This window comes from Pseudoroseicyclus sp. CXY001 (genome assembly GCF_041714655.1).
Taxonomy (GTDB): domain Bacteria; phylum Pseudomonadota; class Alphaproteobacteria; order Rhodobacterales; family Rhodobacteraceae; genus Pseudoroseicyclus_A.
The window spans coordinates 205,669-225,462 of sequence record NZ_CP168219.1; the positions used below are offsets into that span (position 1 = coordinate 205,669).

Here is a 19,794-nt window from a genome sequence, read left to right on the forward strand (position 1 = left end):
TTGAGGCATAACATGGTCAACCGACGCACCTTCCTGGCCGCGTCCGCCGCCGCGGGGGCCACCGCCCTCGCCGGATGCGCCGGCCCGATCCGCAGCTATGACGGCCCGGCCGTCACCCAGATCCTCGCCGTGAAGGGGAACAGGCGGCTGTACCTTCTGCATTACTCGCAAACGCTGGCGGCCTATGACTTCCAGCTCGGCTTCAATCCCGAGGGGCACAAGCAGTTCCAGGGCGACGGGCGCACGCCCGAAGGGGCCTATGTGATCGACCGGCGGAACCCGAACAGCAGCTACCACCTGTCGGTCGGCATCTCCTATCCCAACACGCAGGACAGGGCCTTCGCCGCCGCCGCGGGGCGCAGCCCGGGGGGAGACATCTTCATCCACGGCACGCCGCGCGAATACCGCCGCAGCCGCGACTGGACGGCGGGCTGCATCGCGGTCACCGACCGGGCGATCGAGCGGATCTATTCCATGGTCGAGCCGGGCACGCCGATCCTGCTGACGCCCTGAGCGGGTTGGCGGGGGCTCGGCCCCCGGTCTCCGGTCCGGCGTAGGGTGGGTTTTCAACCCACCATTGCGCGCTCTCCCTCCGAGGGGCGGGCCGTCAGCCCTTCAGCGCGCTGGTGCCACAACCGTAGGGTGGGTTTTCAACCCACCGTCCCCCCCATTCGGCCATCGCGCGCCGGGCGGCCTGCCCCCCGGTCAGTTCCCCAGAACCATCGTCCACCAGAGCTTGCCCGAGGGCTCCTGGAACCAGGCGAGGCCGAGCCGCGTCGCGCGGCGGTCGAGGATGACCTCGCGCGTCTCCGGCGCTTCCGACCAGGCGGCGAGGGTCTCGAGCTCGGTCTCGTAGCTCTCGGAAATCGCCTCGCCGACGAGCCCGCCCGCGTAGCCGACGCGGCGCAGCCGGTCGAGCGGCGAGGAGCCGTCGGAGCCGAAATGCCAGGGGCGGTTCTGCAGCGCCATGTCGCGCGAATGCGTGGCGGCGGCGGCGTTGAGCTGCGCGTCGAGCTGCACCTGCGGCGCGCCGGCGGCGGCGCGCAGGGTGTTCAGCCCGTCGAGAAAGCGGAAGGGGATCCCCGCCTCGACCTCCGGCGTGATGTGGTAGATCTGCGGGCCCGGCAGGCCGTCGGCGCCGATGTTGCGCGGCCGGGCGCAGGCGGCGAGGGCCAGGGCCGGCAGGGCGAGCACGAAAGTCCGGCGCTGCATGTCGGGTCTCCGATAGGTTGCTTGGGGCTCCATACCCCGCCGCTGCGGGCGGTTCAAATCCCCATGCACACTCACTTTAGGGTGATGCTGCACCGGCCCGTTTACGCGGGTGGCCCCCCGGGGGTATGAGAGCACAGAGCAGCAGAACCCCAAAGGAGCCCCCGATGGGCAAACTCCCCGCACCCGCCCTGTCGCGCCGCCTCTTCATGGCCTCCGCCGCCTCCGCCGCCGCATCGGTCGCCGGCTCCGCCGCGCTGGCCCAGTCGACCGGCGCGATGGCCAATTCGACGGTGATCGAAGGCGAGATCAGCACCAGCGTCGCGCGCAACGTCTCGAGCTTCCGCACGCTCAACTGGCAGGATTACTTCTCCAGCACCGCGCCGGCCGCGATCATCTGCGACATCCGCAGCCGCGCCCTGCATTTCTGGAACGCCGACCAGAGCATCTACCGGCTCTACCCGACCTCCGTTCCGGTGTCGGAGGAGCTGACGCGCCGCGGCACCTGCACCGTGACGCAGAAGGTCACGTCCCCCACCTGGCGGCCGACGCCCTCGATGCTCGAGCGCAACCCCGAATGGCCGGCGGTGGTGGAGGGCGGCGACCCGCTCAACCCGCTCGGCCCCTATGCGCTCTACCTGTCGTGGCAATACTACCGGATCCACGGCACGCATGACACGCGCAAGATCGGCCGGCCGAGCTCCAACGGCTGCATCGGGCTCTACAACGAGCACATCACCGAGCTCTTCAACCTGACGCCGGTCGGCACCCAGGTGATCCTGATCTGAAAGGGCTCCCTCCCGGATCCCCTTTCATCTGGCCAAAAATACCTCGGGGGTGTGGGGGCTGGCCCCCACTCCCTCACGCGCAGCCCGGCCCGCCGCTTGGCAGGCTCAGACCACCCAGCCGGCGAGGTTGGTCTCGATCAGCCGCGACAGCACCGCGATATGCTCCTCGCCCGCGTTGAGGCAGGGGATATAGGTGAAGCGCTCGCCGCCGGCGTGCAGGAAGCTCTCCTGGATCTCGCCCTGGATCTCTTCCAGCGTCTCGATGCAATCGGCCGAGAAGGCGGGGGCGACGACGGCGATGCGCTTCTTGCCGGCGCCGGCCTGCCGGGCAACCTCTTCCACCGTATAGGGCTTCAGCCATTCCTCCGGCCCGAACTTGGACTGGAAGGTGGTCATCACCTTGTCCTCCGGCCAATCGAGCTCCTCGCGCAGGAGCCGCGTCGTTTTCTGGCACTGGCAATGGTAGGGGTCGCCCTCGCGCAGGTAGCGCGCCGGCAGGCCGTGGTAGGAGCAGATCAGCAGATCCACCTCCTCCGCCAGCCCGGCGCGGACGGAATTGGCGAGCGCGGCGATGTAATCGCCCTCGTCGTAATAGGGCGGCACGATGCGGAGCGTCGGCTGCCATTTCTCCTTCATGAGGCCCCGGAAGAGCTCGTCATTGGCCGTGGCAACCGTCGCGCCCGCGTAATGCGGATAGAGCGGGAAGAAGAGCAGCCGCGTGCAGCCGGCCTCGACCATCTTTCGGAGGACGGAGCGGGTCGAGGGATTGCCGTAGCGCATGGCGAACTCGATCATGACCCGGCCCTCGTAGCGCTGCTCCGCCCAGCCGCGGATCGCGGCCGTCTGCGCCTTGGTGATGGTCATCAGCGGGCTTTCGTTCGCCTCGTCGTTCCAGATCATCCGGTAGTTGGCGCCGCTCTTGGAGGGGCGCCGCGCGAGGATCGGCCCCTGCAGGATCGGCTGCCAGAACCACGAGGGGTAATCGACGACCCGCTTGTCGGAGAGGAACTCCGACAGATACCGCCGCATCGGCCAGTAATCCGGGCTGTCCGGCGTGCCGAGATTGGCGAGCAGGATGCCGGTCTTTTCCGAAGGGATCTTCGGATGGTCGGGGGGGAGCTGACGCATGGGGTGTCCTCCTGGCCGTCTTCCTAGGCGGGCCCGCCCCGGGGTTCAATCGCCGTCGGTCCCCGGGGCGGCTTCCCTTGCGGCGCGAAGCACATCCTCCAGCCGGTGGCTGGCGGTGCCGGGGCGCATCGGTTGCTGCTGGCCCTCGGCCGGGGCCCAGCCGGTGAGGGTGATCATCTCGAAACGGGCGGTGATGCGGCCCTCCGCATCCGCCCCCTCTTCCAGCCGCGCCGCCGCCCGGGCGATGACCTCGCGGCGGGTGGGGCGGCGGAGGCGCTGGGCCAGCGCATTCCCCTCGCCCATGGCGCGCAGGTCGCGCATCAGCGCCAGCGCCCCGGGCCAGGAGACGTCGAGCGGCGTCAGATCCGCCACCGGCAGGGCGAGCCCCGCCCGCTGAAGGAGCGCGCCGGCCTGGCGCACCTCCGCCATCGGCAGCACGCGGGGCGAGACGCCGCCGGTCACCGCGAGCTCGGCCTCGGCCAGCGCGGCGCGGAGCGGCGCCAGCGTCTCGCCGCCGAAGAAGGCGGCGATGAAGAGCCCGTCGGGCTTCAGCGCCCGGGCGCACTGGATGATCTGCCCGAGCGGATCGTCGGCCCAGTGGAGGCAAAGCGCGTGGATCACGAGGTCATGCGCGCCCTCGGTGAGGTCCAGCACCTCGGCGTCGGCGACGATCCTGGCGCCCGGCAGCCGTTCGGCCCAGAGGTCGGGCCAGGGCGTCACCACCGCCGGCGCCGTAAAGGACCTCTTAACCTCGATGAGTCTATCCTGAATGTCGTCCGCCGCACTCTCCTGCAGGAAGAGCGCGGGGTTGCGGGCGGCGCGGGCGCGCTGGCGGTCGAGGGCCGGGCGGTCGGTCAACTGGCTCATGGGGAGGGAGATGCGCGCGCGATGGGCGCGATGCAAGCCTTGCTGCAGGTGGTCTATCCGCCGGCCTGCGTCTCCTGCGGGGCGCTGACGGATACCGACTTCGCGCTCTGCCCGGCCTGCTGGGCCGAGGCGCATCTGATCTCGGGCCTCGTCTGCGACCTTTGTGGCCTGCCCTTGCCGGGGGAGGAGCCGGAGGGTGCCCAGATTCATTGCGACGCCTGCCTCGCCCTGGCGCCGCCCTGGGCGCGGGGGCGGGCTGTGCTCCTATACCGCGACGTCGGCGCCAAACTGGTGCTGGCGCTGAAGGCGCATGACCGGGCCGAGCTGGCGAAGCCCTTCGGCCAGTGGATGGCCCGCGCCGCCGCGCCGCTGGCCCCCGGCGGCGCAATCGTCGTGCCGGTGCCGCTCCATTGGCGGCGGCTCTGGGCGCGGCGCTACAATCAGGCGGCGCTGCTGGCGCAGGAAGTCGGGCGGGCGCTCGGCCTCGAGGTCCTGCCCGACGTGCTCCTCCGCCCGGCGCCGACGCCGAAGCTCGAGGGGCTCGGCCGCGGCGCCCGCGAGGCGGCGCTCGCCGGGGCGCTGGCCGTCCATCCCCGCCGGGGCGCGGCGCTGAGGGGCCGGCGGGTGCTGCTCGTCGACGATGTGCTCACCACCGGCGCGACACTTTCGGCGGCCACGGTGGCACTCCGACGCGCCGGCGCAAGCGAGGTATGCGTCCTGACGCTGGCCCGGACGGCAAAGGACACCTAAGTTGGGGGCAACCCCTTCAGGAGGCCCCCATGAAGACCGTCGAGATCTACACCACCCCCACCTGCGGCTATTGCCAGGCCGCCAAGCGGCTCCTCAGCCAGAAGGGCGTCAGCTACGCCGAGGTCGATGTCGCCGCCGACCCCGACCGCCGGGCCGAGATGGTGCAGCGCGCCAAGGGCGGCCGCACCGTGCCGCAGATCTTCATCGGCGACACGCATGTCGGCGGCTGCGATGACCTTTACGCTCTCGACCGCGCCGGCAAGCTCGACGCGCTTCTCGCGGCGTGAAGGCCGCTCTTTGCCAGATGACCTCCTCCGATGTGCCGGAGGAGAACCTGAGCGCCGCCCGCGCCATGATCGCCGAGGCGGCGGCGGGCGGGGCGCAGCTTGTCTGCACGCCGGAGGTGACCAACTGCGTCTCCACCTCGCGCGCCCGCCAGGAGGCGGTGCTGGCGCTGGAGGAGGATGACGCCACGCTCGCCGGCATGCGGGAGGCGGCGCGGGAGCACGGGATCTGGCTCTCCATCGGCTCGCTGGCTCTCAAGACCCGCGATGCCGACGGGCGATTCGCCAACCGCTCGTTCCTGATCTCGCCCGAGGGCGAGGTGACCGCACGCTACGACAAGATCCACATGTTCGACGTGCAGGTGTCGGACACCGAGACCTATCGCGAGAGCGCCGGCTACCGCCCGGGCGCCGAAGCGGTGGTGGCCGAGACCCCGCTCGCCACGCTCGGCCTGACGATCTGCTACGACCTGCGCTTCCCGCATCTGCACCGTGGCCTCGCGAAGGCGGGGGCGGAGGTGATCCTCATCCCCGCCGCCTTCTCCCCCGGCACCGGGCCGGGCCATTGGGAGGTGCTGCTGCGCGCCCGCGCCATCGAATGCGGCGCCTACGTGCTGGCCGCCGCGCAGACCGGCAAGCATGAGCTCACCGAGGGCCGGCCGCGCAAGTCCTGGGGCCATTCCATGGCCGTCGCGCCCTGGGGCGAGGTGGTGCTCGACGCCGGCGAGGCGCCGGGCGTCTTCCTCGTCGATCTCGACCTCGCGCAGGTGGCGGATGTGCGCCGCCGGCTCCCCGCGCTCACGCACGACCGGCCCTACGAGGGCCCGGGCGCATGAGCCAGGCGACGGAAAGCCTCGCCATCGCGCTCATCAGCGAGATCCTGACGGTCGACCAGCTCAGCCGCGCGCAGCTCACCAAGGTGCTGCCGAAGGGCATGGAGCTCTCGCAATTCTCGGTGCTGAACCACCTCGCGGCGCATGGCGGCGAGCGCACGCCGGCGCAGCTCGCTCGCGTCTTTCACCTGACGCGCGGCGCCATGACCAACACGCTCAGCAAGCTCGAGTGGAACGGCTGGGTGCATATCCGCCCCGACTGGGACGATGCGCGGCGGAAGCTCGTCTCGCTCTCGCCTCCCGGCCGCGCCGCCCGCGACGCGGCAGTGGCGGCGATCGTGCCGCTCATGAGCGACATCACCGCGCGGGTGGGGGAGGAGAAGGTGCGCCAGCTCCTGCCCGTGCTGCGGGAGCTCAGGGTGAAGCTGTCGGAGAGCTGAGAGGGGAGCGGAAACCATATGGTTTCCGCCTCCGATTTCCATATGGAAATCGGTGCGCCTTCGGCGCCCTCGGCCCCGCTCAGGGCGCCCGCGCCGCCGTCACGTAATTGACCGACAGGTCTGTCCCCGACAGCCGCCACTGCCATGAGAGCGGGTTGAACACCATGCCCGTCCGGTCCAGCGGCTCCATCCCGGCGCCGCGGAGCAGCTCGTAGAGCTCGTCGGGCGTGATGAACTTCCGCCAGTCATGCGTGCCCTTCGGCAGCCAGCGCATGACCACCTCGGCGCCGACGATGGCCATGGCGAAGCTCTTTGGGTTGCGGTTCAGCGTCGAGCAGATGTGCAGGCCCCCCGGCTTCAACAGCGCGCGGCAGGCGGCGAGGTAGCTCGCCGGGTCGGGCACATGCTCGACCACCTCCATGTTGAGCACCACGTCGAAGCGCTCGCCGGCCTCGGCCAGCGCCTCCGCCGTGCCGACGCGGTAGTCGATGGCGAGCCCCGATTGCGCCGCATGCAGCTCCGCCACCGGGATGTTGCGGGCGGCGGGGTCGACGCCCACGACCTCCGCCCCGAGCCGCGCCATCGGCTCGCAGAGGAGCCCGCCGCCGCAGCCGATGTCGAGCAGCCGCAGGCCGGCGAAGGGCGCCTCACCCCCGAGGTCCCGCCCGAATTCGGCGGCGATCTGGGAGGTCACATAGTCGAGCCGCACCGGTTGCAGCATGTGCAACGGCTTGAACTTGCCCTCCGGATCCCACCATTCGGCGGCCATGGCCTCGAACTTCGCGAGCTCGCCCGGGTCTGTGTGGGTCATGTCGGATTTCCCTTCTCGCCCCCGTGGTGCGGGCGGCGCCAACCCTATATAGCCCTTATCATGGACAGGACAGCCGTTCACAGGCGCGCAGGTGCGCATCTTTACCCGCCGATCGAGCCCTTCGACAGCCGGATGCTCGACGTCGGCGACGGCCATACGCTCTATGTCGAGCAATGCGGCAACCCCGAGGGGCAGCCGGTCGTCGTGCTCCATGGCGGGCCGGGCGGCGGCTGCTCTCCCGCCATGCGCCGCTATTTCGACCCCAAACGCTACCGCATCGTGCTCTTCGACCAGCGCGGCTGCGGCCGCTCGCGGCCCCATGCGGAGGTCGAAGCCAACACCACCTGGCATCTCGTCGCCGATATCGAGCTGATCCGCGAGACGCTGGGCATCGACGCCTGGATGGTCTTCGGCGGCTCCTGGGGCGCCGCGCTGGCGCTGATCTATGCCGAGGCGCATCCGGATCGCGCCCGGGCGCTGGTGCTGCGCGGCGTGTTCCTGATGATGCAGCGCGAGCTCGACTGGTTCTACGGTGGCGGCGCCGGCCAGTTCTGGCCCGACCTCTGGGCCCGCTTCACCTCGCCGATCCCGATGGAGGAGCGCGGCGACATGATCGGCGCCTATGCGCGGCGGCTCTTTTCCGGCGACAAGGCGGTCGAGCTGCGCCACGCCCGCGCCTGGGCGGAATGGGAGAACGCGCTCGCCTCGATCGACAACGACGGGCCGGGCGGCGAGCCGCCGGCCGATTACGCGCGGGCCTTCGCACGGCTGGAGAATCACTACTTCCGCCATGGCGGCTTCCTCGGGCCGGACGAGCAGATCCTGGATCGGCTGGACCGCATCGCCCATATCCCGGGCGTGATCGTGCAGGGGCGCTATGACATGATCTGCCCGCCGCATTCCGCCTTCGCGCTCGCCTCCGGCTGGCCGAACGCGCGGCTGGTGATGGTGCCAAGGGCCGGGCACGCGCTTTCGGAGCCCGGGATCAGCGCCGAGCTCATCCGCGCCACCGACCGGCTGGCGGAAGGGTGACTTGCCGCGCGCCGCGCTTGCGGTAGTCTGGGGCCCGCAATGAGCCAGAGACGTTTCACCCGCCGCGGACTTCTTCGCACCGGCGCCGCCGCCGGGCTGATGGTCGCCACCGGCCAGGCCCTCGCCGCGCCGGCGCGGGGCGGCACCCTGCGGCTGGCGCTGCCGGGCGAGGCGCTGGAGCTTGTCGCCCGCCGCGCCGCCTTCGACACGCTGACGGAGGTGACGCCCACGGGCGAGCTCGTCGGCGAGCTGGCGGCGGGCTGGGAGCCCATGGGTCCCGAGGCCTGGGCCTTCACGCTCCGCCGCGGCCCGGCCTTTCCCGATGGCGCGGCGCTGACCGCAGCCGACGTGGCCGCGAGCCTCGAGGCCGGCGGTGTACCCGCCGGCGTCACCGCGCTCACCCCGCGCGGCGCGCAGGTGCTGGAGGTCCGCCTCGATGCGCCCGACCCCAACCTGCCCTTCCGCCTCGCCGCGCCCGATTTCTCCATCGCCCGCGCCGACGGCGCCGGCACAGGGCTCTACCGGCCCGAGGCGGGCGAGGGCGGCACGCTCCTTCTCCGCGCGCAGGCGCATTACAAGGACGGCCGGGCCGGCTGGTTCGACCGGGTCGAGCTGATCGCGGTGGAGGAAGACGCGGCCCGCGCCGCGCTTCTTGCCTCCGGCGCCGTCGATGCAGCCTGCCGGACGGCCGAGGAGGGGATGCAGATCGCCATCGCCGCCGCCCCCCTCGCCCGGCCCGCTGGGTCGGACGGCACGGTTGAGGGCGATGGCGGGCGCATCGCCGAGCGCTGGTGGTTCGCCTGAGCCGCCCCTGAGCCGCCCGGCCGGCCCGCCCGGCGCTGCCCCTTCCCCTCCGCTCCCGCGCGTCGTATGAGCGCCCCGGTTTGCCAAACCATTAGGAGAGGACAATGGGCTACAGAATCGCTGTCGCCGGCGCCACGGGCAACGTGGGCCGCGAAATGCTCAACATCCTCGCCGAGCGGGAATTCCCCGCCGACGAGGTCACGGCGCTTGCCAGCCGCAAGTCGCTGAACACCGAAGTGAGCTACGGCGACAAGACCCTGAAGACCAAGGACCTCGATACCTTCGACTTCACCGGCTACGACATCGCGCTCTTCGCCATCGGCTCGGAGGCGACGAAGCAATACGCGCCCAAGGCCGCCGCTGCCGGCTGCGTGGTGATCGATAACTCTTCGCTCTACCGCTACGACCCCGACGTGCCGCTGATCGTGCCCGAGGTGAACCCCCAGGCCGTGCACGGCTATTCCAAGAAGAACATCATCGCCAACCCCAACTGCTCCACGGCGCAGATGGTGGTGGCGCTGAAGCCGCTGCACGACCGCGCGACGATCAAGCGGGTGGTGGTCTCGACCTACCAGTCCGTCTCCGGCGCCGGGAAGGAGGGGATGGACGAGCTCTGGGACCAGACGAAGAGCATCTACAACCCGACCGACAGCAAGCCGCCGAAGAAGTTCACCAAGCAGATCGCCTTCAACGTCATCCCCCATATCGACGTCTTCATGGACTCCGGCGAGACCAAGGAAGAGTGGAAGATGGTGGCGGAGACGAAGAAGATCGTCGATCCCAAGATCAAGGTGACGGCCACCTGCGTGCGGGTGCCGGTCTTCGTCGGCCATTCGGAATCGATCAACATCGAGACCGAGGATTTCCTCGACGAGGACGAGGCCCGCGACATCCTGCGGGAATCGCCGGGCATCATGGTCGTCGACAAGCGCGAGGACGGCGGCTACGTGACGCCGATCGAATGCGTCGGCGATTTCGCGACCTATATCAGCCGCATCCGCCAGGATTCGACGATCGATAACGGCCTGAACTTCTGGTGCGTCTCCGACAACCTGAGGAAGGGCGCGGCGCTCAACGCCGTGCAGATCGCCGAGCTCCTCGGGCGGGAGTGCCTGAAGAAGGGCTGAGTGATCAGGCGGGGCCGGCCAGACGGGCGGCCCCGGACAACCTCACCAATCGGGCTCGATCAGAACGATATCTTCCTCCTCTTCCTGCGGCAGGGCGCCGGGGCGCAAACCCGGGCCGGGGAGGGGGCGGCCGAACTGCCGTTCGAGCCGCGCATGTCGCATCCCGAGCCGGGAGGCGCGCACGATCTTGCCGCCGGTGGGATGATGAAAAAGCGCGTAGCCGCCGCCCCCGGTGCCCCGAAGCGCGAAGCCGAGCCGCATCAGACGGGCTTGCAGCTCTTCCCAGCTCCTCGCGCCCTTGATGACGGGCGCAAGGCGCTCCTTGAGCGCCCGGATGCGCGCCTCGGCCGGGTCATCCGCCTCGTGCGAGAGGTGCTGCGCCAACACCCTCCCGATCCAGGCATCGAGGCTCAGCCCCTCCGCCGCTGCCAGCCGGACGGCAGCCCTGTGAAGATCGTCGGGAATCGCCAAGGTCACCTGTCCCATGCCGCCCAGACTGGCCGGTCATGGTTACCAAAGCCTTGACGCCGCAGCGCCCGTCTCAGACCGGCTCGAAGGTCCCCGTCGCGCTGACATACTGGTGCAGCCCGCCCTCGCCGATATGCGTCCAGAGCCCGTGCAGGCTCAGCCGCTCGGCCTCCACCGCCTCCTTCACGAAGGGGAAGGTCATGAGGTTCTCGAGGCTCACCAGCACCGCCTCATGCTCCAGCGCGATCATGCCCTGCTCGCCGCCGATCCTGTCCTTCACCCGTTCGTAGCCGGGGCGGAGGATGTCGAGCCAGCGGCCGATGAAGCTCGTCTTCTCCTCGAGGTCAGGCGCCTGGCCGGAGCACATGGCATGCCCGCCCTCGACGCCGCCGCAGTTGGAATGGCCGAGGACCACGATCTGCGTCACGCCGAGATGCGTCACCGCATATTCCACCGCCGCCGAGGTCCCGTGGTGGTCGCCGTCCGGCGCGAAGGCCGGCACGAGATTGGCGATGTTGCGGTGGATGAAGAACTCCCCCTGATCGGCCCCGAAGATCGAGGTGACATGCACGCGGCTGTCGCAGCAGGAGATGACCATCGCCCGCGGCCGCTGCCCCTCAGCCGCGAGGCGCCGGTACCAGGCGCGGTTCTCGGCATAGGTCGTGGCCTTCCAGCCGTGATAGCGGCGGACGAGATACTCGGGGAGCGGTTCGGTCTCGATCATGAGACAGTATCTAGCGCGAGGGCGGATCGGCATCAATTGCGCGCATTAAAGACCGAGCTTGCCTCACTCATTCAATAACTTCGACACAATTGCCGCTCAAAAGAGGTCGTCGAGAGTGAGGTGAGAGAGATGATGCAGAGCCACGCCATGCCCCAGCCGGCCAGAAAACCCGCTCAGGTGAGCTGGATCGACCCCAGTGAAGTCGCCCGGATCGACCCGGCCCCGCTGCTGCGCCTGCAAGGCGGGCTCGGCCCGCAGCTGACCGCCGATCTCCTCCGCCGCACGCGCGAGGATCTCGCCTATCTCACCGCCTCGGCCCGCGCCGCGCAGGAGATGGGCGACAACGCCACGCTGGCGCGCTTCGGCCGCCGCATCGAGGTGCTGGCGCTGCAGATCGGCATGCGCACGCTCCGCCGCGCCGCCGCCAACCTCGCCAATTGCGCCGACGGGCTCGACCCGCATGCGCTCGCGGCGACCTTCGCGCGGCTCGAGCGCCTGGCGCAGAGCGCCGTGCAGAGCATCGGCGCCGTGCGGATCTCGGATCTCTGACCCCTGTCGCCGGCCCGCTCCCGGGCCTGTGACGCTCCTCCGCCGAAGCTGACGCCGGGCTGCCCTTGCGGGCCGCCGGCGCCGGGCTAGGGTGGCGGCAGTCTTCACTGCCCCCCGGAGCCCCCATGCCCCTCACCTTCGCCGCCCCCACCGACAAAGCCCTGCCGCTGACCCTCCTCGCGCCCGAGGCGCTGGAGGAGGGCCTCGCCGCCCTGCCGAAGGCCGCCGCCGACTGGGCGCGCGGCGCGGGCTTTGCCAGCAAGGCGGGCGAGGTGCTGCTGCTGCCGGGCGAGGGAGGCGCCCCCGCCGGCGCGCTCGTCGGCCTCGGCGATTCCAAGGCGCGCGCCCGCGGCCGCTTTCTCGCCGCTGCCGCCCGCCGCCGCCTGCCGGAGGGGATCTTCGCCGTCGCCTCGGCGCCGGAGGGCACCGACCTCACCGAATTCGCGCTCGGCTGGCTGCTCGAGGGCTACCGCTTCACCCGCTACAAATCCGCCGCCGCGCCCAAGGCGGCGCTGGTCGCGCCCGAGGGCGTCGACGCCGCCCTCATCGAGGCGACGGCGGAGGCGGAGGCGCTGGTCCGCGATCTCATCAACACCCCCGCCGCCGACATGGGCCCGGCGGAGCTGGAGGCCGCCGTCCGGGCGCTGGGCGAGAAGCACGGGGCGAAGGTCGCTGCGACCACGGGCGCCAAGCTCCTCGAAGAGAACTTCCCGATGATCCACGCCGTCGGCCGGGCGGCGACCGAGGCGCGGGCGCCGCGGCTGATCGAGCTCACCTGGGGCAGCGAGGGGCCGGCGCTGACCCTCGTCGGCAAGGGCGTCTGCTTCGACACCGGCGGGCTCGACCTGAAGCCCGCCGCATCCATGGGCCTGATGAAGAAGGACATGGGCGGCGCGGCCAACGTCCTCGGCCTCGCCAGCCTCATCATGGCGACGGGGCAGAAGATCCGCCTTCGCGTGCTGATCCCGGCCGTGGAGAATGCCGTCTCCGCCGACAGCTTCCGCCCGCAGGACGTGCTGACGGCGCGCAACGGACTCACGGTCGAGATCAACAACACCGATGCCGAGGGGCGGCTGGTGCTGGCCGATGCGCTGGCGCTGGCGGCGGAGGATCCGGCGGCGCTGACCATCTCGATGGCCACGCTCACCGGTGCCGCCCGCGTGGCGCTCGGCCCCGACCTCGCGCCCTTCTATGCGAGCGAGGATGCGCTGGCGACGGCGCTCTCCGCCGCCGCCGCAAGGGTCGCCGACCCGGTCTGGCGCCTGCCGTTCCACGAGCCCTACGAGACGCTGATCGAGCCCGGCATCGCCGATCTCGACAATGCGCCGAAGGGCGGCATGGCGGGCTCGATCACCGCCGCGCTCTTCCTCCGCCGCTTCGCGCCGGAGCGCTACATGCATTTCGACATCTACGGCTGGACGGCGACTGCCGCCCCCGCCCGCCCCGTCGGCGGCGCCGGCCAGGGCTGGCGGGCGCTCTTCGCGGCGCTGCCGGAGCTGCTCGGGTGAGCGCCCCCGGGTCCATCCCCCGGGCCATGCTCGTCCGCCAGTCCGTTGCCGGGCTGATGTCCGAGCACGGCCGCGCCCGGCTCCGCGAGCTGGTCTTCGGCGAGGGCTTTCGCGAGCTCCGCCGGGAGGACGGCTGGTCCTTCGGCGAGGCCGAGCGGGACAGCTATCCCGGCTGGATCCGCTGCGAGCACCTCGGCGAGACCGGCCGCCAGACCCCCACCCACCGGGTGCGCGTGGCACGGAGCTACGCCTTCGGTCAGCCCGATCTGAAGGCGCCGGACGAGCCGCTCCTCCTCTCCTTCGGCGCGCGGGTGGAGGTGTTCAACACCCATGAAGACAAGAGCGGCGTCCGCTGGGCGGAGATCGCGGATTTCCGCGAGTACGACCCCGAGCTCGACACCAAGCCCGGCTGCTACTACGTGCCCGCGCCGCATCTCGCCCCGCTGGACGAGCCGGAGACAGACCCCGCCGCCGTCGCCGAGCTTCTGATCGGCACGCCCTATCTCTGGGGCGGCAATTCCGCCTATGGGGTGGATTGCTCCGGCCTCGTCCAGATGGCGCTCCTCGCCTGCGGCATCCCCTGCCCGGGCGACAGCGATCAGCAGGAGGCGCTGGGCGCCCCCGCCACCGGCGCGCAGCAGCGGGGCGACCTGATCTTCTGGGAGGGCCATGTCGCCATGGCGCTGGACGAGACCCGGATGATCCACGCCAATGCCCATCACATGGAGGTGGCGATCGAGCCCACGGCCGAGGCCGAGGCGCGCATTCTCGCCAAGGGCAGCGGGCCGGTGATCGCGCGGCGCCGGCTCTAGCGGCGCGCTCGCCTTCGGGGAGCGCGAGGGGCAGACAGCCCCTCGCTCCTGCGCTCTCGACCCGCGCTGACGTTGTTAGTCGACGACCCTCAGCCGCCGCGGCTCCAGCACCTTCAGGACCTGGGCGAGATCGTTGCCGCGCTTGAGCACCTGACCTTCCGGCCCGAGCACCGCATATTGGCCCTGACGGAGGCGCAGCCGGGGGCGCTTCTCGATCCGGTAGACCGGATGTTCGGCGGTGCGGCGGAAGACGGAGAAGACGGCGACCTCGCGGAGGCAGGAGATCCCGTAGTCGCGCCATTCGCCGGCGGCGACCATGCGGCCGTAGAGCGACAGGATGGGCCCGAGCTCCGTGCGGTGAAACGACACCTGATCGGCGGTGATGAGGAAGCTCTGACCGGGCGGCGCCATGTTCATGCGCCCAGACTTGCGCTCGCGGCAGCGAAAATCAAGGCCGGCCCGTCATGGTGAGCGGGCGGTTATCCTCAAAGACCTCGGGAAAGCCGGAATCTCCACCCGGGCGCGCCGCGAATCTGCCGCGTTCGGCGGGCAAGAGAGGGTCAGGCGACAGGCAGCGTGCCCCTTTCATCTTTGCCCCCACCCGTGACGGGGGCGCGCTGCCTGGAGCCCTTTCCCCCTCAGCCGCAGGAAATCCGGGCGATCCGCCCCGGGCCCTCGACCGCCGGTTCGATATGGAAGTCGATCCGTGCCGGGATCACGTCGGCGCTCGGCCGGTCGCCGGGGTCGAGGACCTGCACGGGGGAGAGGATCAGCACCCGCTCGAGCGCGCGCCTGTCCTGGCCGATGAGCCCGGCATGGGCGCCGGCGTTGCAGGTATCGACCTCGGGCAGGGGCGGGCCGGAGGGGATGGCGGCGCCACCGGCACCGCCGAGCGGCCCCCCGCCCCCCGCGCAGCCGGCGAGCGCGAGGAGCACGGCGGGCGCCAGAAGCGCGAGCCGGGGGCGCCGCCGGAGGCTCATCCGCAGGAGACCCGGGTGACCACGCCGGCCTCGTCCAGCAGCACGTTGAGCCGACCGGCCATGAACTCCTCCGTGATGATGGCGTCGGGCTCGAGGATCCGCGCCGTGCCATCGGCCACCCGCGCCGCGAGCGCGGCCTCGGCCTCGGCCTTGGTAGCGCCGAGCAGCGCCTGGCTCTCGACGGCGCCGCAGGCCTCGAGATCCTCGGCCGGGGGCACATCCTGAGGCGGCGGCGTGCAGGCGGCCAGCGACAGGGCGAGAAGCGGGGCGGCGAAGGAGAGGCGAAGCATGGCGAGTCCTTTCATGTCATCTTCGGCGAATAGCGCGAGCGCGGCCCGGACGGTTCCATATCACATGTTCGCCCAGCCGCCGTCGATCACATGCGCGACGCCGGTGACATAGGCGCTCTCGTCAGAGGCGAGCCAGACGGCCAGCGCCGCAATCTCTTCCGGCCGGGCGATACGGCCCATCGGCTGGCGGGCGGTGAAGGCGGCGCGGGCGGCGGCGGCGTCTCCCGTCGCGTCCAGCCGCGCCTGCAGCGAGGGGCTTTCCACCGTGCCGGGGCAGATGGCATTGGCGCGGATGCCGGCGGTCACGAAATCGGCGGCGATGCTCTTCGTCAGCCCGATGACCCCGGCCTTGCTGGCGCCATAGGCGAAGCGCGCCGGCGCCGCGATGACCGAGGAGGCGACGGAGGACATGTTGAGGATCGACCCGCCGCCGGCGGCGATCATCCCGGGCAGGAATGCCCGGCACATCCGGTACATGGCGGTGAGGTTGAGCTCTAGCGTGCTCTGCCATTGCTCCTCGTCGCACTCGAGGATCGTGCCATGGGCGACGACGCCCGCGCAGTTGAAAAGGACATCGGGCGTCATCTCGGCGGCGAGGGCGGTGACGGCTTCGCGGTCGGTGACGTCGAGCCGGCGCGTCGCGAGCCCGTCGAGCGTGGCGAGGGCCTCCGCGTTCACGTCGGTCGCCAGCACGTCGGCCCCCTCGCCGGCCATGGCCAGCGCCGTCGCGCGGCCGATGCCCTGGCCCGCCGCCGTCACCAGCGCCCGCTTGCCGCTCAATCTGCCTGCCATCGGATGCGCTCCCCCCAGGGGGCCCGATCCGGCCCTCCGGCGCCAGTCTGCCATGGCGGCGGCGGGCCCGCCAGCGGCGGGTCAGCTTGACTTCCCCGCCTCGGCCCGTCATCTTTCGCAACGAGAAAAGATTTTCGCCAAACGAAAAATGGGGAGGAAGACATGCGCATTGGCAAGCAGGATCAAGCGTTTACGGCCATCTGTGCCTCGGATGCCGAAAGCGTCACCGTGCGCGGGCTCGACCTGTGTTCGGAGCTGATCGGCAAGATCGGCTTCACCGACTACTTCTGGCTGCTCGTCCTCGGCGACAAGCCGACCGAGGCGCAGCGCGGCATGACCGACGCCTGCCTCGTCGCCATCGCCGAACACGGGCTCGTGCCCTCCGTGCAGGCCGCGCGGATGACGCTCGCCGCCGGGCCGGACGCCTGGCAGGGCGCCATTTCCGCCGGTCTCCTCGGCATGGGGACGGTCGTCGCCGGCTCCTCCGAGGTGGCCGGGCGCTATCTGGTGGAGGTCCATAAGGAGTGGAAGAGCTCCGGCCGCTCGCTCGACGAGGTCTGCATCGAGAGCCTCGAAGGCCTCAAGGCCGCGAAGAAGAAGGTCCCCGGGCTCGGCCATCCGCAGCATTCGGACGGCGACCCCCGCGCCCATGCGCTGGCCGCCGAGGCCGAGCGGCTGGGCGTGAAGGGCGAGTATTTCGCCGTGCTCGAATGCCTGGCCGAGCACGCGCCGAAGATCATCAACCGGCCGTTGCCGATCAACGTCTCGGGCGCGATCCCGGCGGCGATGCTCGATGCGGGCTGGCCGATCGAGGCGATGAAGGGCGTGCCGCTCCTCGCCCGCGCCGCGGGGCTTGTGGCGCATCTCTTCGAGGAATCGCAGCGTTCCATCGGCTTCATCATGTCGAACCACGCCGATCAGGCGATCAGCTACGACGGCAAGTGAGCGGGCCGGCCGCTGCGCGCGCGGCGGCCCCCTGAGCGCGACATCGCGGGTGGGGCAGGGCGGAGGCCCTGCCCCATTGCGCTCGCGCCGCGCCCTTGCAACCCTGCGGCGAGACCCCCACCTCGGTCCGATGCAGGAGAAAGCCATGCGCCGCACGATCATCCTCACCGGCGCCAGCGACGGCATCGGCGCCGCGGCAGCGCGGCAGCTCGCGGCCGCCGGTCACCGGCTCGTGCTGGTCGGCCGGTCGCCGGAGAAGACGGCCCGCGTCGCCGCCGAGCTCGGTGCCCCCTACCATCTCGCCGATTATGCCCGGCTCATCGATGTGCGGCGGCTGGCGGACGAGTTGGCTGCCTATGGGCCGATCGACGTTCTCGCCAACAATGCCGGCGGCATCTTCAACGGCGGCGAGACGACGGAGGACGGGTTCGACAAGACCATCCAGGTCAATCACCTCGCGCCCTTCCTTCTGACCTCGCTGCTCCTGCCCGGGCTCATCGAGAACGGCGCCAGCGTGATCCAGACGGCCAGCGCCTATGCCAAGTCGGCGCCGCGGCTCGATCTCGACAGCTTCGCGAAGCCGGAGGGCACGAGCGCCACACGCAGCTATGCGACGAGCAAGATGGCCAATGTGCTCTTCACCCGCGAGCTTCACCGCCGCTACCACGAGGAGGGGCTGAACGCCGTGGCCTTCCATCCCGGCGTGCTGGCGACGAACTTCGCCTCTTCCACCTCCAGCTTCTTCCGGTTCATGGCGTCGAGCCGACTGGTTCGCCTGTTCCTTTCGGCACCGGAGGATGGCGGCGCGCGGCTGGCCGCGCTCGTGGAGGGGCGTGCGGGGGCCGACTGGCCGCCGGGCGCCTTCCTCTCCGGCACGAAGGAATGGACGGTGCGGGGCGATGACGACCCAGCGCTGGCCCGCGCGCTCTGGGAGCGCTCGGAGGCGCTGCTCGGCCTGCCGCCTGCGCCCTGACCTGAGGCCCCCCGAACACACACCCCCAACGCTCCCCCCCCCGAACGAATAGCCCCGCCGGATCGCTCCGACGGGGCCGCTCTCGGGGGGAACCACCGCCCCGGAGAAGGGACGGTGATCTCGGAAGGGGCGCTTACATCGCGCCCACTTGTTCGGCGTAACGCTCGACCTCTTCCTCGATCTCGAAGAGGTATTCCTCGGGGAACCAGCCGTCCTCGATCAGCTCGACCGTGGCTTCGGTGAGCTGGGCGCGGTAGTCGCCCGGCGAGGTGTAGAGCCCGCCGAGGGTCTCGGCGTCGAGCGGCACGGAGATGCCCATCAGCGTACAGACGAAGCCGCCGGCATTGGGCGTGGTGAAGGTCTCGCGCGGGACCTCGACCTGCGGCGAGCGCACGCCGCCCATGGCGTTGCCGTATTCGTCACGGACGATGGCGGCGTCGACCTCCTCGGATTCGTACTGGATCTTGTCGGCCATCGGCGGGGCTTCGCCCTCGGCCAGCCAGTCGTACATCCAGTCGAGGCCCTGGAAGACCATGGCGTTGTACCAGAAGTCGTCGATCGGGTCGGTGCAGTCGCTCCAGCCCGCCTCGTACATCTCGCGGCTCTCGAGATGCGGCATGCCGGCGACCTGGTAGAGGCGGAACTGGCTGCCCTCCTCGTCGCTGTCCTCGGCGAAGACGCGCGGGCCGTCCATGAACTCCGTCTCGGTCGACAGGATGATGACGGGGACGGAATAGGTGCTGTCGAGCACCTCCTGCGTCGGGCCGTCGGTATCCCAGACATACATGGCGTCGATGATCGGCGAGCCGTCCTCGGCCTGCCAGGCATTGGCGCCGTTCTCGGCTTCCATGAAGTTCATGGCCGTCCGCGAGGTGGCGGAGGCGCCGGACATCACCAGATACTCGGCGTTCCAGTCGTCGCCGAGCGGGTTGGCCACCTGCACGAGGTTGGCGATCTGGGCGATGATCTCGTTCTGCGCCGGGTCGGGCTGGCCCTGTTCGGTCACGGCGCCCTCGATGGCGAGGTCGGCGTAGCGGCCGGGGTTGTAGGCCTGCAGCGAGCCGATGAGGCCGGGCGTGTTGACGACCTCGACGTAGCCGTGGCCGTTCATCATGCCGCCGACGCGGGACGCCATCCACATCTGCGCGGATTGCGCCGGGTGCAGCGTCTCGATGGAGACATAGCCCGAGAAGGCCTCGGGATCCGCCGGGTGGCGGAAGACGAAGCGCGTCGTGTAGGGCGCGCCGTTGGCTTCGCCGGTGATGAAGAACTCATCCTCGACATAGTCGAAGAAGGCCGGCTCGCGGTCGGCGGGCCAGTCCATCGGCGGGTTCTGCCCGAGCGTCGGGCCGCGGCGGCTGGGGTGGGCCATGTCGCCGAGCGTGGTGGCGATGGGGCCGGAGACCTCCGGCATCGCCGGGACCTCCTGCGCGAAGGCGCCCGAGGCGGCCATCAGGGCCGCGGCGGCGGTGGCCGGCAGGGCGATCCTGCCGAGGGCCTTGGTCATAGTCATGTGGATCCTCCCTAGAATCTCGTTTGCCAATCCTGTCCCCTCGTCCGGGACTTCGCAGAGCGAAGTTTCCTCCGGTTGGCGAAATCAGGATAGGCAGGGGGCGGGGCGGCTGTCAAGGCGGGCCGGCGGAAAACTGATCGCTCAAGTCTTTGTTATTGAACGGAAAA

Annotated in this window: 25 protein-coding genes; 14 read left to right on the forward strand and 11 right to left on the reverse strand. The window is 70.5% G+C overall.

Annotation, left to right across the window (positions count from 1 at the left end; all coding sequences use genetic code 11):
* Nucleotides 1–12 precede the first annotated feature (12 nt).
* Nucleotides 13–513, forward strand: a complete 501-nt coding sequence (locus ACAZ03_RS01025) for a murein L,D-transpeptidase family protein (RefSeq protein ID WP_373355473.1) — start codon at nt 13–15, stop codon at nt 511–513.
* Nucleotides 514–705: 192 nt separating this feature from the next.
* Here the strand turns inward: ACAZ03_RS01025 and ACAZ03_RS01030 are convergent, their stop codons facing one another.
* Nucleotides 706–1,212 (reverse strand): CAP domain-containing protein, encoded by a 507-nt coding sequence (locus ACAZ03_RS01030; RefSeq protein ID WP_373355474.1) that lies wholly within the window; start codon nt 1,210–1,212, stop codon nt 706–708.
* 164 nt (nt 1,213–1,376) lie between these two features.
* Between ACAZ03_RS01030 and ACAZ03_RS01035 the strand changes: the two genes are divergently transcribed.
* Nucleotides 1,377–1,997, forward strand: coding sequence for a L,D-transpeptidase (locus tag ACAZ03_RS01035; RefSeq protein WP_373355475.1), 621 nt, complete (start codon nt 1,377–1,379; stop codon nt 1,995–1,997).
* 105 nt (nt 1,998–2,102) lie between these two features.
* Here ACAZ03_RS01035 and hemH read toward each other — a convergent pair whose 3' ends face one another.
* On the reverse strand, nt 2,103–3,125 hold the full coding sequence (gene hemH, locus ACAZ03_RS01040) for a ferrochelatase (protein WP_373355476.1): 1,023 nt from the start codon (nt 3,123–3,125) through the stop codon (nt 2,103–2,105).
* Between the two features lie 45 nt (nt 3,126–3,170).
* Nucleotides 3,171–3,992, reverse strand: coding sequence for a methyltransferase domain-containing protein (locus ACAZ03_RS01045; protein ID WP_373355477.1), 822 nt, complete (start codon nt 3,990–3,992; stop codon nt 3,171–3,173).
* A 30-nt stretch (nt 3,993–4,022) separates the two neighbouring features.
* Between ACAZ03_RS01045 and ACAZ03_RS01050 the strand changes: the two genes are divergently transcribed.
* Genes ACAZ03_RS01050 through ACAZ03_RS01065 form a run of 4 tightly spaced genes read left to right on the forward strand, consistent with a single transcriptional unit; the run spans nt 4,023 to nt 6,299 of the window.
* Entirely contained in the window at nt 4,023–4,742 is a 720-nt protein-coding gene (locus ACAZ03_RS01050) for a ComF family protein (protein WP_373357019.1), read from the forward strand.
* Between the two features lie 29 nt (nt 4,743–4,771).
* A complete protein-coding gene (gene grxC / locus ACAZ03_RS01055; protein WP_373355478.1) occupies nt 4,772–5,029 on the forward strand; it encodes a glutaredoxin 3 in 258 nt (85 codons plus the stop codon).
* Nucleotides 5,026–5,862: a carbon-nitrogen hydrolase family protein gene (locus ACAZ03_RS01060; protein ID WP_373355479.1), complete on the forward strand. Its 837-nt coding sequence runs from the start codon at nt 5,026–5,028 to the stop codon at nt 5,860–5,862. The genes grxC and ACAZ03_RS01060 overlap by 4 nt, the downstream gene beginning before the upstream one ends.
* Complete coding sequence (locus ACAZ03_RS01065; RefSeq protein WP_373355480.1) at nt 5,859–6,299, forward strand: MarR family winged helix-turn-helix transcriptional regulator; 441 nt, start codon at nt 5,859–5,861, stop codon at nt 6,297–6,299. The genes ACAZ03_RS01060 and ACAZ03_RS01065 overlap by 4 nt, the downstream gene beginning before the upstream one ends.
* Before the next feature lie 79 nt (nt 6,300–6,378).
* On the opposite strand, the gene ubiG is transcribed toward ACAZ03_RS01065, so the two are convergent.
* Nucleotides 6,379–7,110, reverse strand: a complete 732-nt coding sequence (gene ubiG, locus ACAZ03_RS01070; protein ID WP_373355481.1) for a bifunctional 2-polyprenyl-6-hydroxyphenol methylase/3-demethylubiquinol 3-O-methyltransferase UbiG — start codon at nt 7,108–7,110, stop codon at nt 6,379–6,381.
* A gap of 60 nt (nt 7,111–7,170) precedes the next feature.
* On the opposite strand from ubiG, the gene pip reads away from it, so the two are divergent.
* The 3 genes from pip to ACAZ03_RS01085 all read left to right on the forward strand — a co-directional run bounded on the left by pip (nt 7,171) and on the right by ACAZ03_RS01085 (nt 10,073).
* On the forward strand, nt 7,171–8,142 hold the full coding sequence (gene pip / locus ACAZ03_RS01075) for a prolyl aminopeptidase (protein WP_373355482.1): 972 nt from the start codon (nt 7,171–7,173) through the stop codon (nt 8,140–8,142).
* Nucleotides 8,143–8,181: 39 nt separating this feature from the next.
* Nucleotides 8,182–8,946 (forward strand): ABC transporter substrate-binding protein, encoded by a 765-nt coding sequence (locus ACAZ03_RS01080; protein ID WP_373355483.1) that lies wholly within the window; start codon nt 8,182–8,184, stop codon nt 8,944–8,946.
* A gap of 104 nt (nt 8,947–9,050) precedes the next feature.
* The gene (locus ACAZ03_RS01085; protein WP_373355484.1) at nt 9,051–10,073 is read left to right on the forward strand and encodes an aspartate-semialdehyde dehydrogenase; all 1,023 of its coding nucleotides are present in this window, start codon (nt 9,051–9,053) and stop codon (nt 10,071–10,073) included.
* Nucleotides 10,074–10,115: 42 nt separating this feature from the next.
* Here the strand turns inward: ACAZ03_RS01085 and ACAZ03_RS01090 are convergent, their stop codons facing one another.
* Both ACAZ03_RS01090 and ACAZ03_RS01095 read right to left on the reverse strand, forming a co-directional pair.
* A complete protein-coding gene (locus ACAZ03_RS01090; RefSeq protein WP_373355485.1) occupies nt 10,116–10,559 on the reverse strand; it encodes a hypothetical protein in 444 nt (147 codons plus the stop codon).
* 55 nt (nt 10,560–10,614) lie between these two features.
* Nucleotides 10,615–11,265 carry a carbonic anhydrase gene (locus tag ACAZ03_RS01095; protein ID WP_373355486.1) on the reverse strand — a complete coding sequence of 217 codons (651 nt, stop codon included), beginning with the start codon at nt 11,263–11,265 and terminating at the stop codon, nt 10,615–10,617.
* Between the two features lie 129 nt (nt 11,266–11,394).
* Between ACAZ03_RS01095 and ACAZ03_RS01100 the strand changes: the two genes are divergently transcribed.
* The 3 genes from ACAZ03_RS01100 to ACAZ03_RS01110 all read left to right on the forward strand — a co-directional run bounded on the left by ACAZ03_RS01100 (nt 11,395) and on the right by ACAZ03_RS01110 (nt 14,134).
* Nucleotides 11,395–11,814, forward strand: a complete 420-nt coding sequence (locus ACAZ03_RS01100) for a hypothetical protein (protein WP_373355487.1) — start codon at nt 11,395–11,397, stop codon at nt 11,812–11,814.
* A gap of 125 nt (nt 11,815–11,939) precedes the next feature.
* Nucleotides 11,940–13,322: a M17 family metallopeptidase gene (locus tag ACAZ03_RS01105; RefSeq protein WP_373355488.1), complete on the forward strand. Its 1,383-nt coding sequence runs from the start codon at nt 11,940–11,942 to the stop codon at nt 13,320–13,322.
* Nucleotides 13,319–14,134, forward strand: coding sequence for an NlpC/P60 family protein (locus tag ACAZ03_RS01110; protein ID WP_373355489.1), 816 nt, complete (start codon nt 13,319–13,321; stop codon nt 14,132–14,134). Before ACAZ03_RS01105 ends, ACAZ03_RS01110 begins: the two co-directional genes overlap by 4 nt.
* A gap of 75 nt (nt 14,135–14,209) precedes the next feature.
* On the opposite strand, the gene ACAZ03_RS01115 is transcribed toward ACAZ03_RS01110, so the two are convergent.
* The 4 genes from ACAZ03_RS01115 to ACAZ03_RS01130 form a co-directional block, all read right to left on the reverse strand.
* Nucleotides 14,210–14,551 carry a DUF2794 domain-containing protein gene (locus ACAZ03_RS01115; protein WP_373355490.1) on the reverse strand — a complete coding sequence of 114 codons (342 nt, stop codon included), beginning with the start codon at nt 14,549–14,551 and terminating at the stop codon, nt 14,210–14,212.
* Between the two features lie 221 nt (nt 14,552–14,772).
* Complete coding sequence (locus ACAZ03_RS01120; RefSeq protein ID WP_373355491.1) at nt 14,773–15,114, reverse strand: hypothetical protein; 342 nt, start codon at nt 15,112–15,114, stop codon at nt 14,773–14,775.
* On the reverse strand, nt 15,111–15,419 hold the full coding sequence (locus ACAZ03_RS01125) for an I78 family peptidase inhibitor (protein ID WP_373355492.1): 309 nt from the start codon (nt 15,417–15,419) through the stop codon (nt 15,111–15,113). The genes ACAZ03_RS01120 and ACAZ03_RS01125 overlap by 4 nt, the downstream gene beginning before the upstream one ends.
* A gap of 45 nt (nt 15,420–15,464) precedes the next feature.
* Complete coding sequence (locus ACAZ03_RS01130) at nt 15,465–16,196, reverse strand: SDR family oxidoreductase (RefSeq protein WP_373355493.1); 732 nt, start codon at nt 16,194–16,196, stop codon at nt 15,465–15,467.
* A gap of 162 nt (nt 16,197–16,358) precedes the next feature.
* Here ACAZ03_RS01130 and ACAZ03_RS01135 point away from each other — a divergent pair, with 162 nt between their 5' ends.
* Nucleotides 16,359–17,141 (forward strand): citryl-CoA lyase, encoded by a 783-nt coding sequence (locus ACAZ03_RS01135; RefSeq protein WP_373355494.1) that lies wholly within the window; start codon nt 16,359–16,361, stop codon nt 17,139–17,141.
* 130 nt (nt 17,142–17,271) lie between these two features.
* Nucleotides 17,272–18,114, forward strand: coding sequence for an SDR family NAD(P)-dependent oxidoreductase (locus tag ACAZ03_RS01140; protein WP_373355495.1), 843 nt, complete (start codon nt 17,272–17,274; stop codon nt 18,112–18,114).
* 133 nt (nt 18,115–18,247) lie between these two features.
* Here ACAZ03_RS01140 and ACAZ03_RS01145 read toward each other — a convergent pair whose 3' ends face one another.
* Nucleotides 18,248–19,627, reverse strand: a complete 1,380-nt coding sequence (locus ACAZ03_RS01145; RefSeq protein ID WP_373355496.1) for an alpha/beta hydrolase domain-containing protein — start codon at nt 19,625–19,627, stop codon at nt 18,248–18,250.
* Nucleotides 19,628–19,794: the final 167 nt, after the last annotated feature.

Coding starts and splice junctions, on each gene's coding strand:
- ACAZ03_RS01025 (WP_373355473.1), top strand. CDS start 13: ATGGTCAACCGACGCACCTTCCTGGCCGCGTCCGCCGCCGCGGGGGCC.
- ACAZ03_RS01030 (WP_373355474.1), bottom strand. CDS start 1,212: ATGCAGCGCCGGACTTTCGTGCTCGCCCTGCCGGCCCTGGCCCTCGCC.
- ACAZ03_RS01035 (WP_373355475.1), top strand. CDS start 1,377: ATGGGCAAACTCCCCGCACCCGCCCTGTCGCGCCGCCTCTTCATGGCC.
- hemH (WP_373355476.1), bottom strand. CDS start 3,125: ATGCGTCAGCTCCCCCCCGACCATCCGAAGATCCCTTCGGAAAAGACC.
- ACAZ03_RS01045 (WP_373355477.1), bottom strand. CDS start 3,992: ATGAGCCAGTTGACCGACCGCCCGGCCCTCGACCGCCAGCGCGCCCGC.
- ACAZ03_RS01050 (WP_373357019.1), top strand. CDS start 4,023: ATGCAAGCCTTGCTGCAGGTGGTCTATCCGCCGGCCTGCGTCTCCTGC.
- grxC (WP_373355478.1), top strand. CDS start 4,772: ATGAAGACCGTCGAGATCTACACCACCCCCACCTGCGGCTATTGCCAG.
- ACAZ03_RS01065 (WP_373355480.1), top strand. CDS start 5,859: ATGAGCCAGGCGACGGAAAGCCTCGCCATCGCGCTCATCAGCGAGATC.
- ubiG (WP_373355481.1), bottom strand. CDS start 7,110: ATGACCCACACAGACCCGGGCGAGCTCGCGAAGTTCGAGGCCATGGCC.
- pip (WP_373355482.1), top strand. CDS start 7,171: ATGGACAGGACAGCCGTTCACAGGCGCGCAGGTGCGCATCTTTACCCG.
- ACAZ03_RS01080 (WP_373355483.1), top strand. CDS start 8,182: ATGAGCCAGAGACGTTTCACCCGCCGCGGACTTCTTCGCACCGGCGCC.
- ACAZ03_RS01085 (WP_373355484.1), top strand. CDS start 9,051: ATGGGCTACAGAATCGCTGTCGCCGGCGCCACGGGCAACGTGGGCCGC.
- ACAZ03_RS01090 (WP_373355485.1), bottom strand. CDS start 10,559: ATGGGACAGGTGACCTTGGCGATTCCCGACGATCTTCACAGGGCTGCC.
- ACAZ03_RS01095 (WP_373355486.1), bottom strand. CDS start 11,265: ATGATCGAGACCGAACCGCTCCCCGAGTATCTCGTCCGCCGCTATCAC.
- ACAZ03_RS01100 (WP_373355487.1), top strand. CDS start 11,395: ATGATGCAGAGCCACGCCATGCCCCAGCCGGCCAGAAAACCCGCTCAG.
- ACAZ03_RS01105 (WP_373355488.1), top strand. CDS start 11,940: ATGCCCCTCACCTTCGCCGCCCCCACCGACAAAGCCCTGCCGCTGACC.
- ACAZ03_RS01115 (WP_373355490.1), bottom strand. CDS start 14,551: ATGAACATGGCGCCGCCCGGTCAGAGCTTCCTCATCACCGCCGATCAG.
- ACAZ03_RS01120 (WP_373355491.1), bottom strand. CDS start 15,114: ATGAGCCTCCGGCGGCGCCCCCGGCTCGCGCTTCTGGCGCCCGCCGTG.
- ACAZ03_RS01125 (WP_373355492.1), bottom strand. CDS start 15,419: ATGAAAGGACTCGCCATGCTTCGCCTCTCCTTCGCCGCCCCGCTTCTC.
- ACAZ03_RS01130 (WP_373355493.1), bottom strand. CDS start 16,196: ATGGCAGGCAGATTGAGCGGCAAGCGGGCGCTGGTGACGGCGGCGGGC.
- ACAZ03_RS01135 (WP_373355494.1), top strand. CDS start 16,359: ATGCGCATTGGCAAGCAGGATCAAGCGTTTACGGCCATCTGTGCCTCG.
- ACAZ03_RS01140 (WP_373355495.1), top strand. CDS start 17,272: ATGCAGGAGAAAGCCATGCGCCGCACGATCATCCTCACCGGCGCCAGC.
- ACAZ03_RS01145 (WP_373355496.1), bottom strand. CDS start 19,627: ATGACTATGACCAAGGCCCTCGGCAGGATCGCCCTGCCGGCCACCGCC.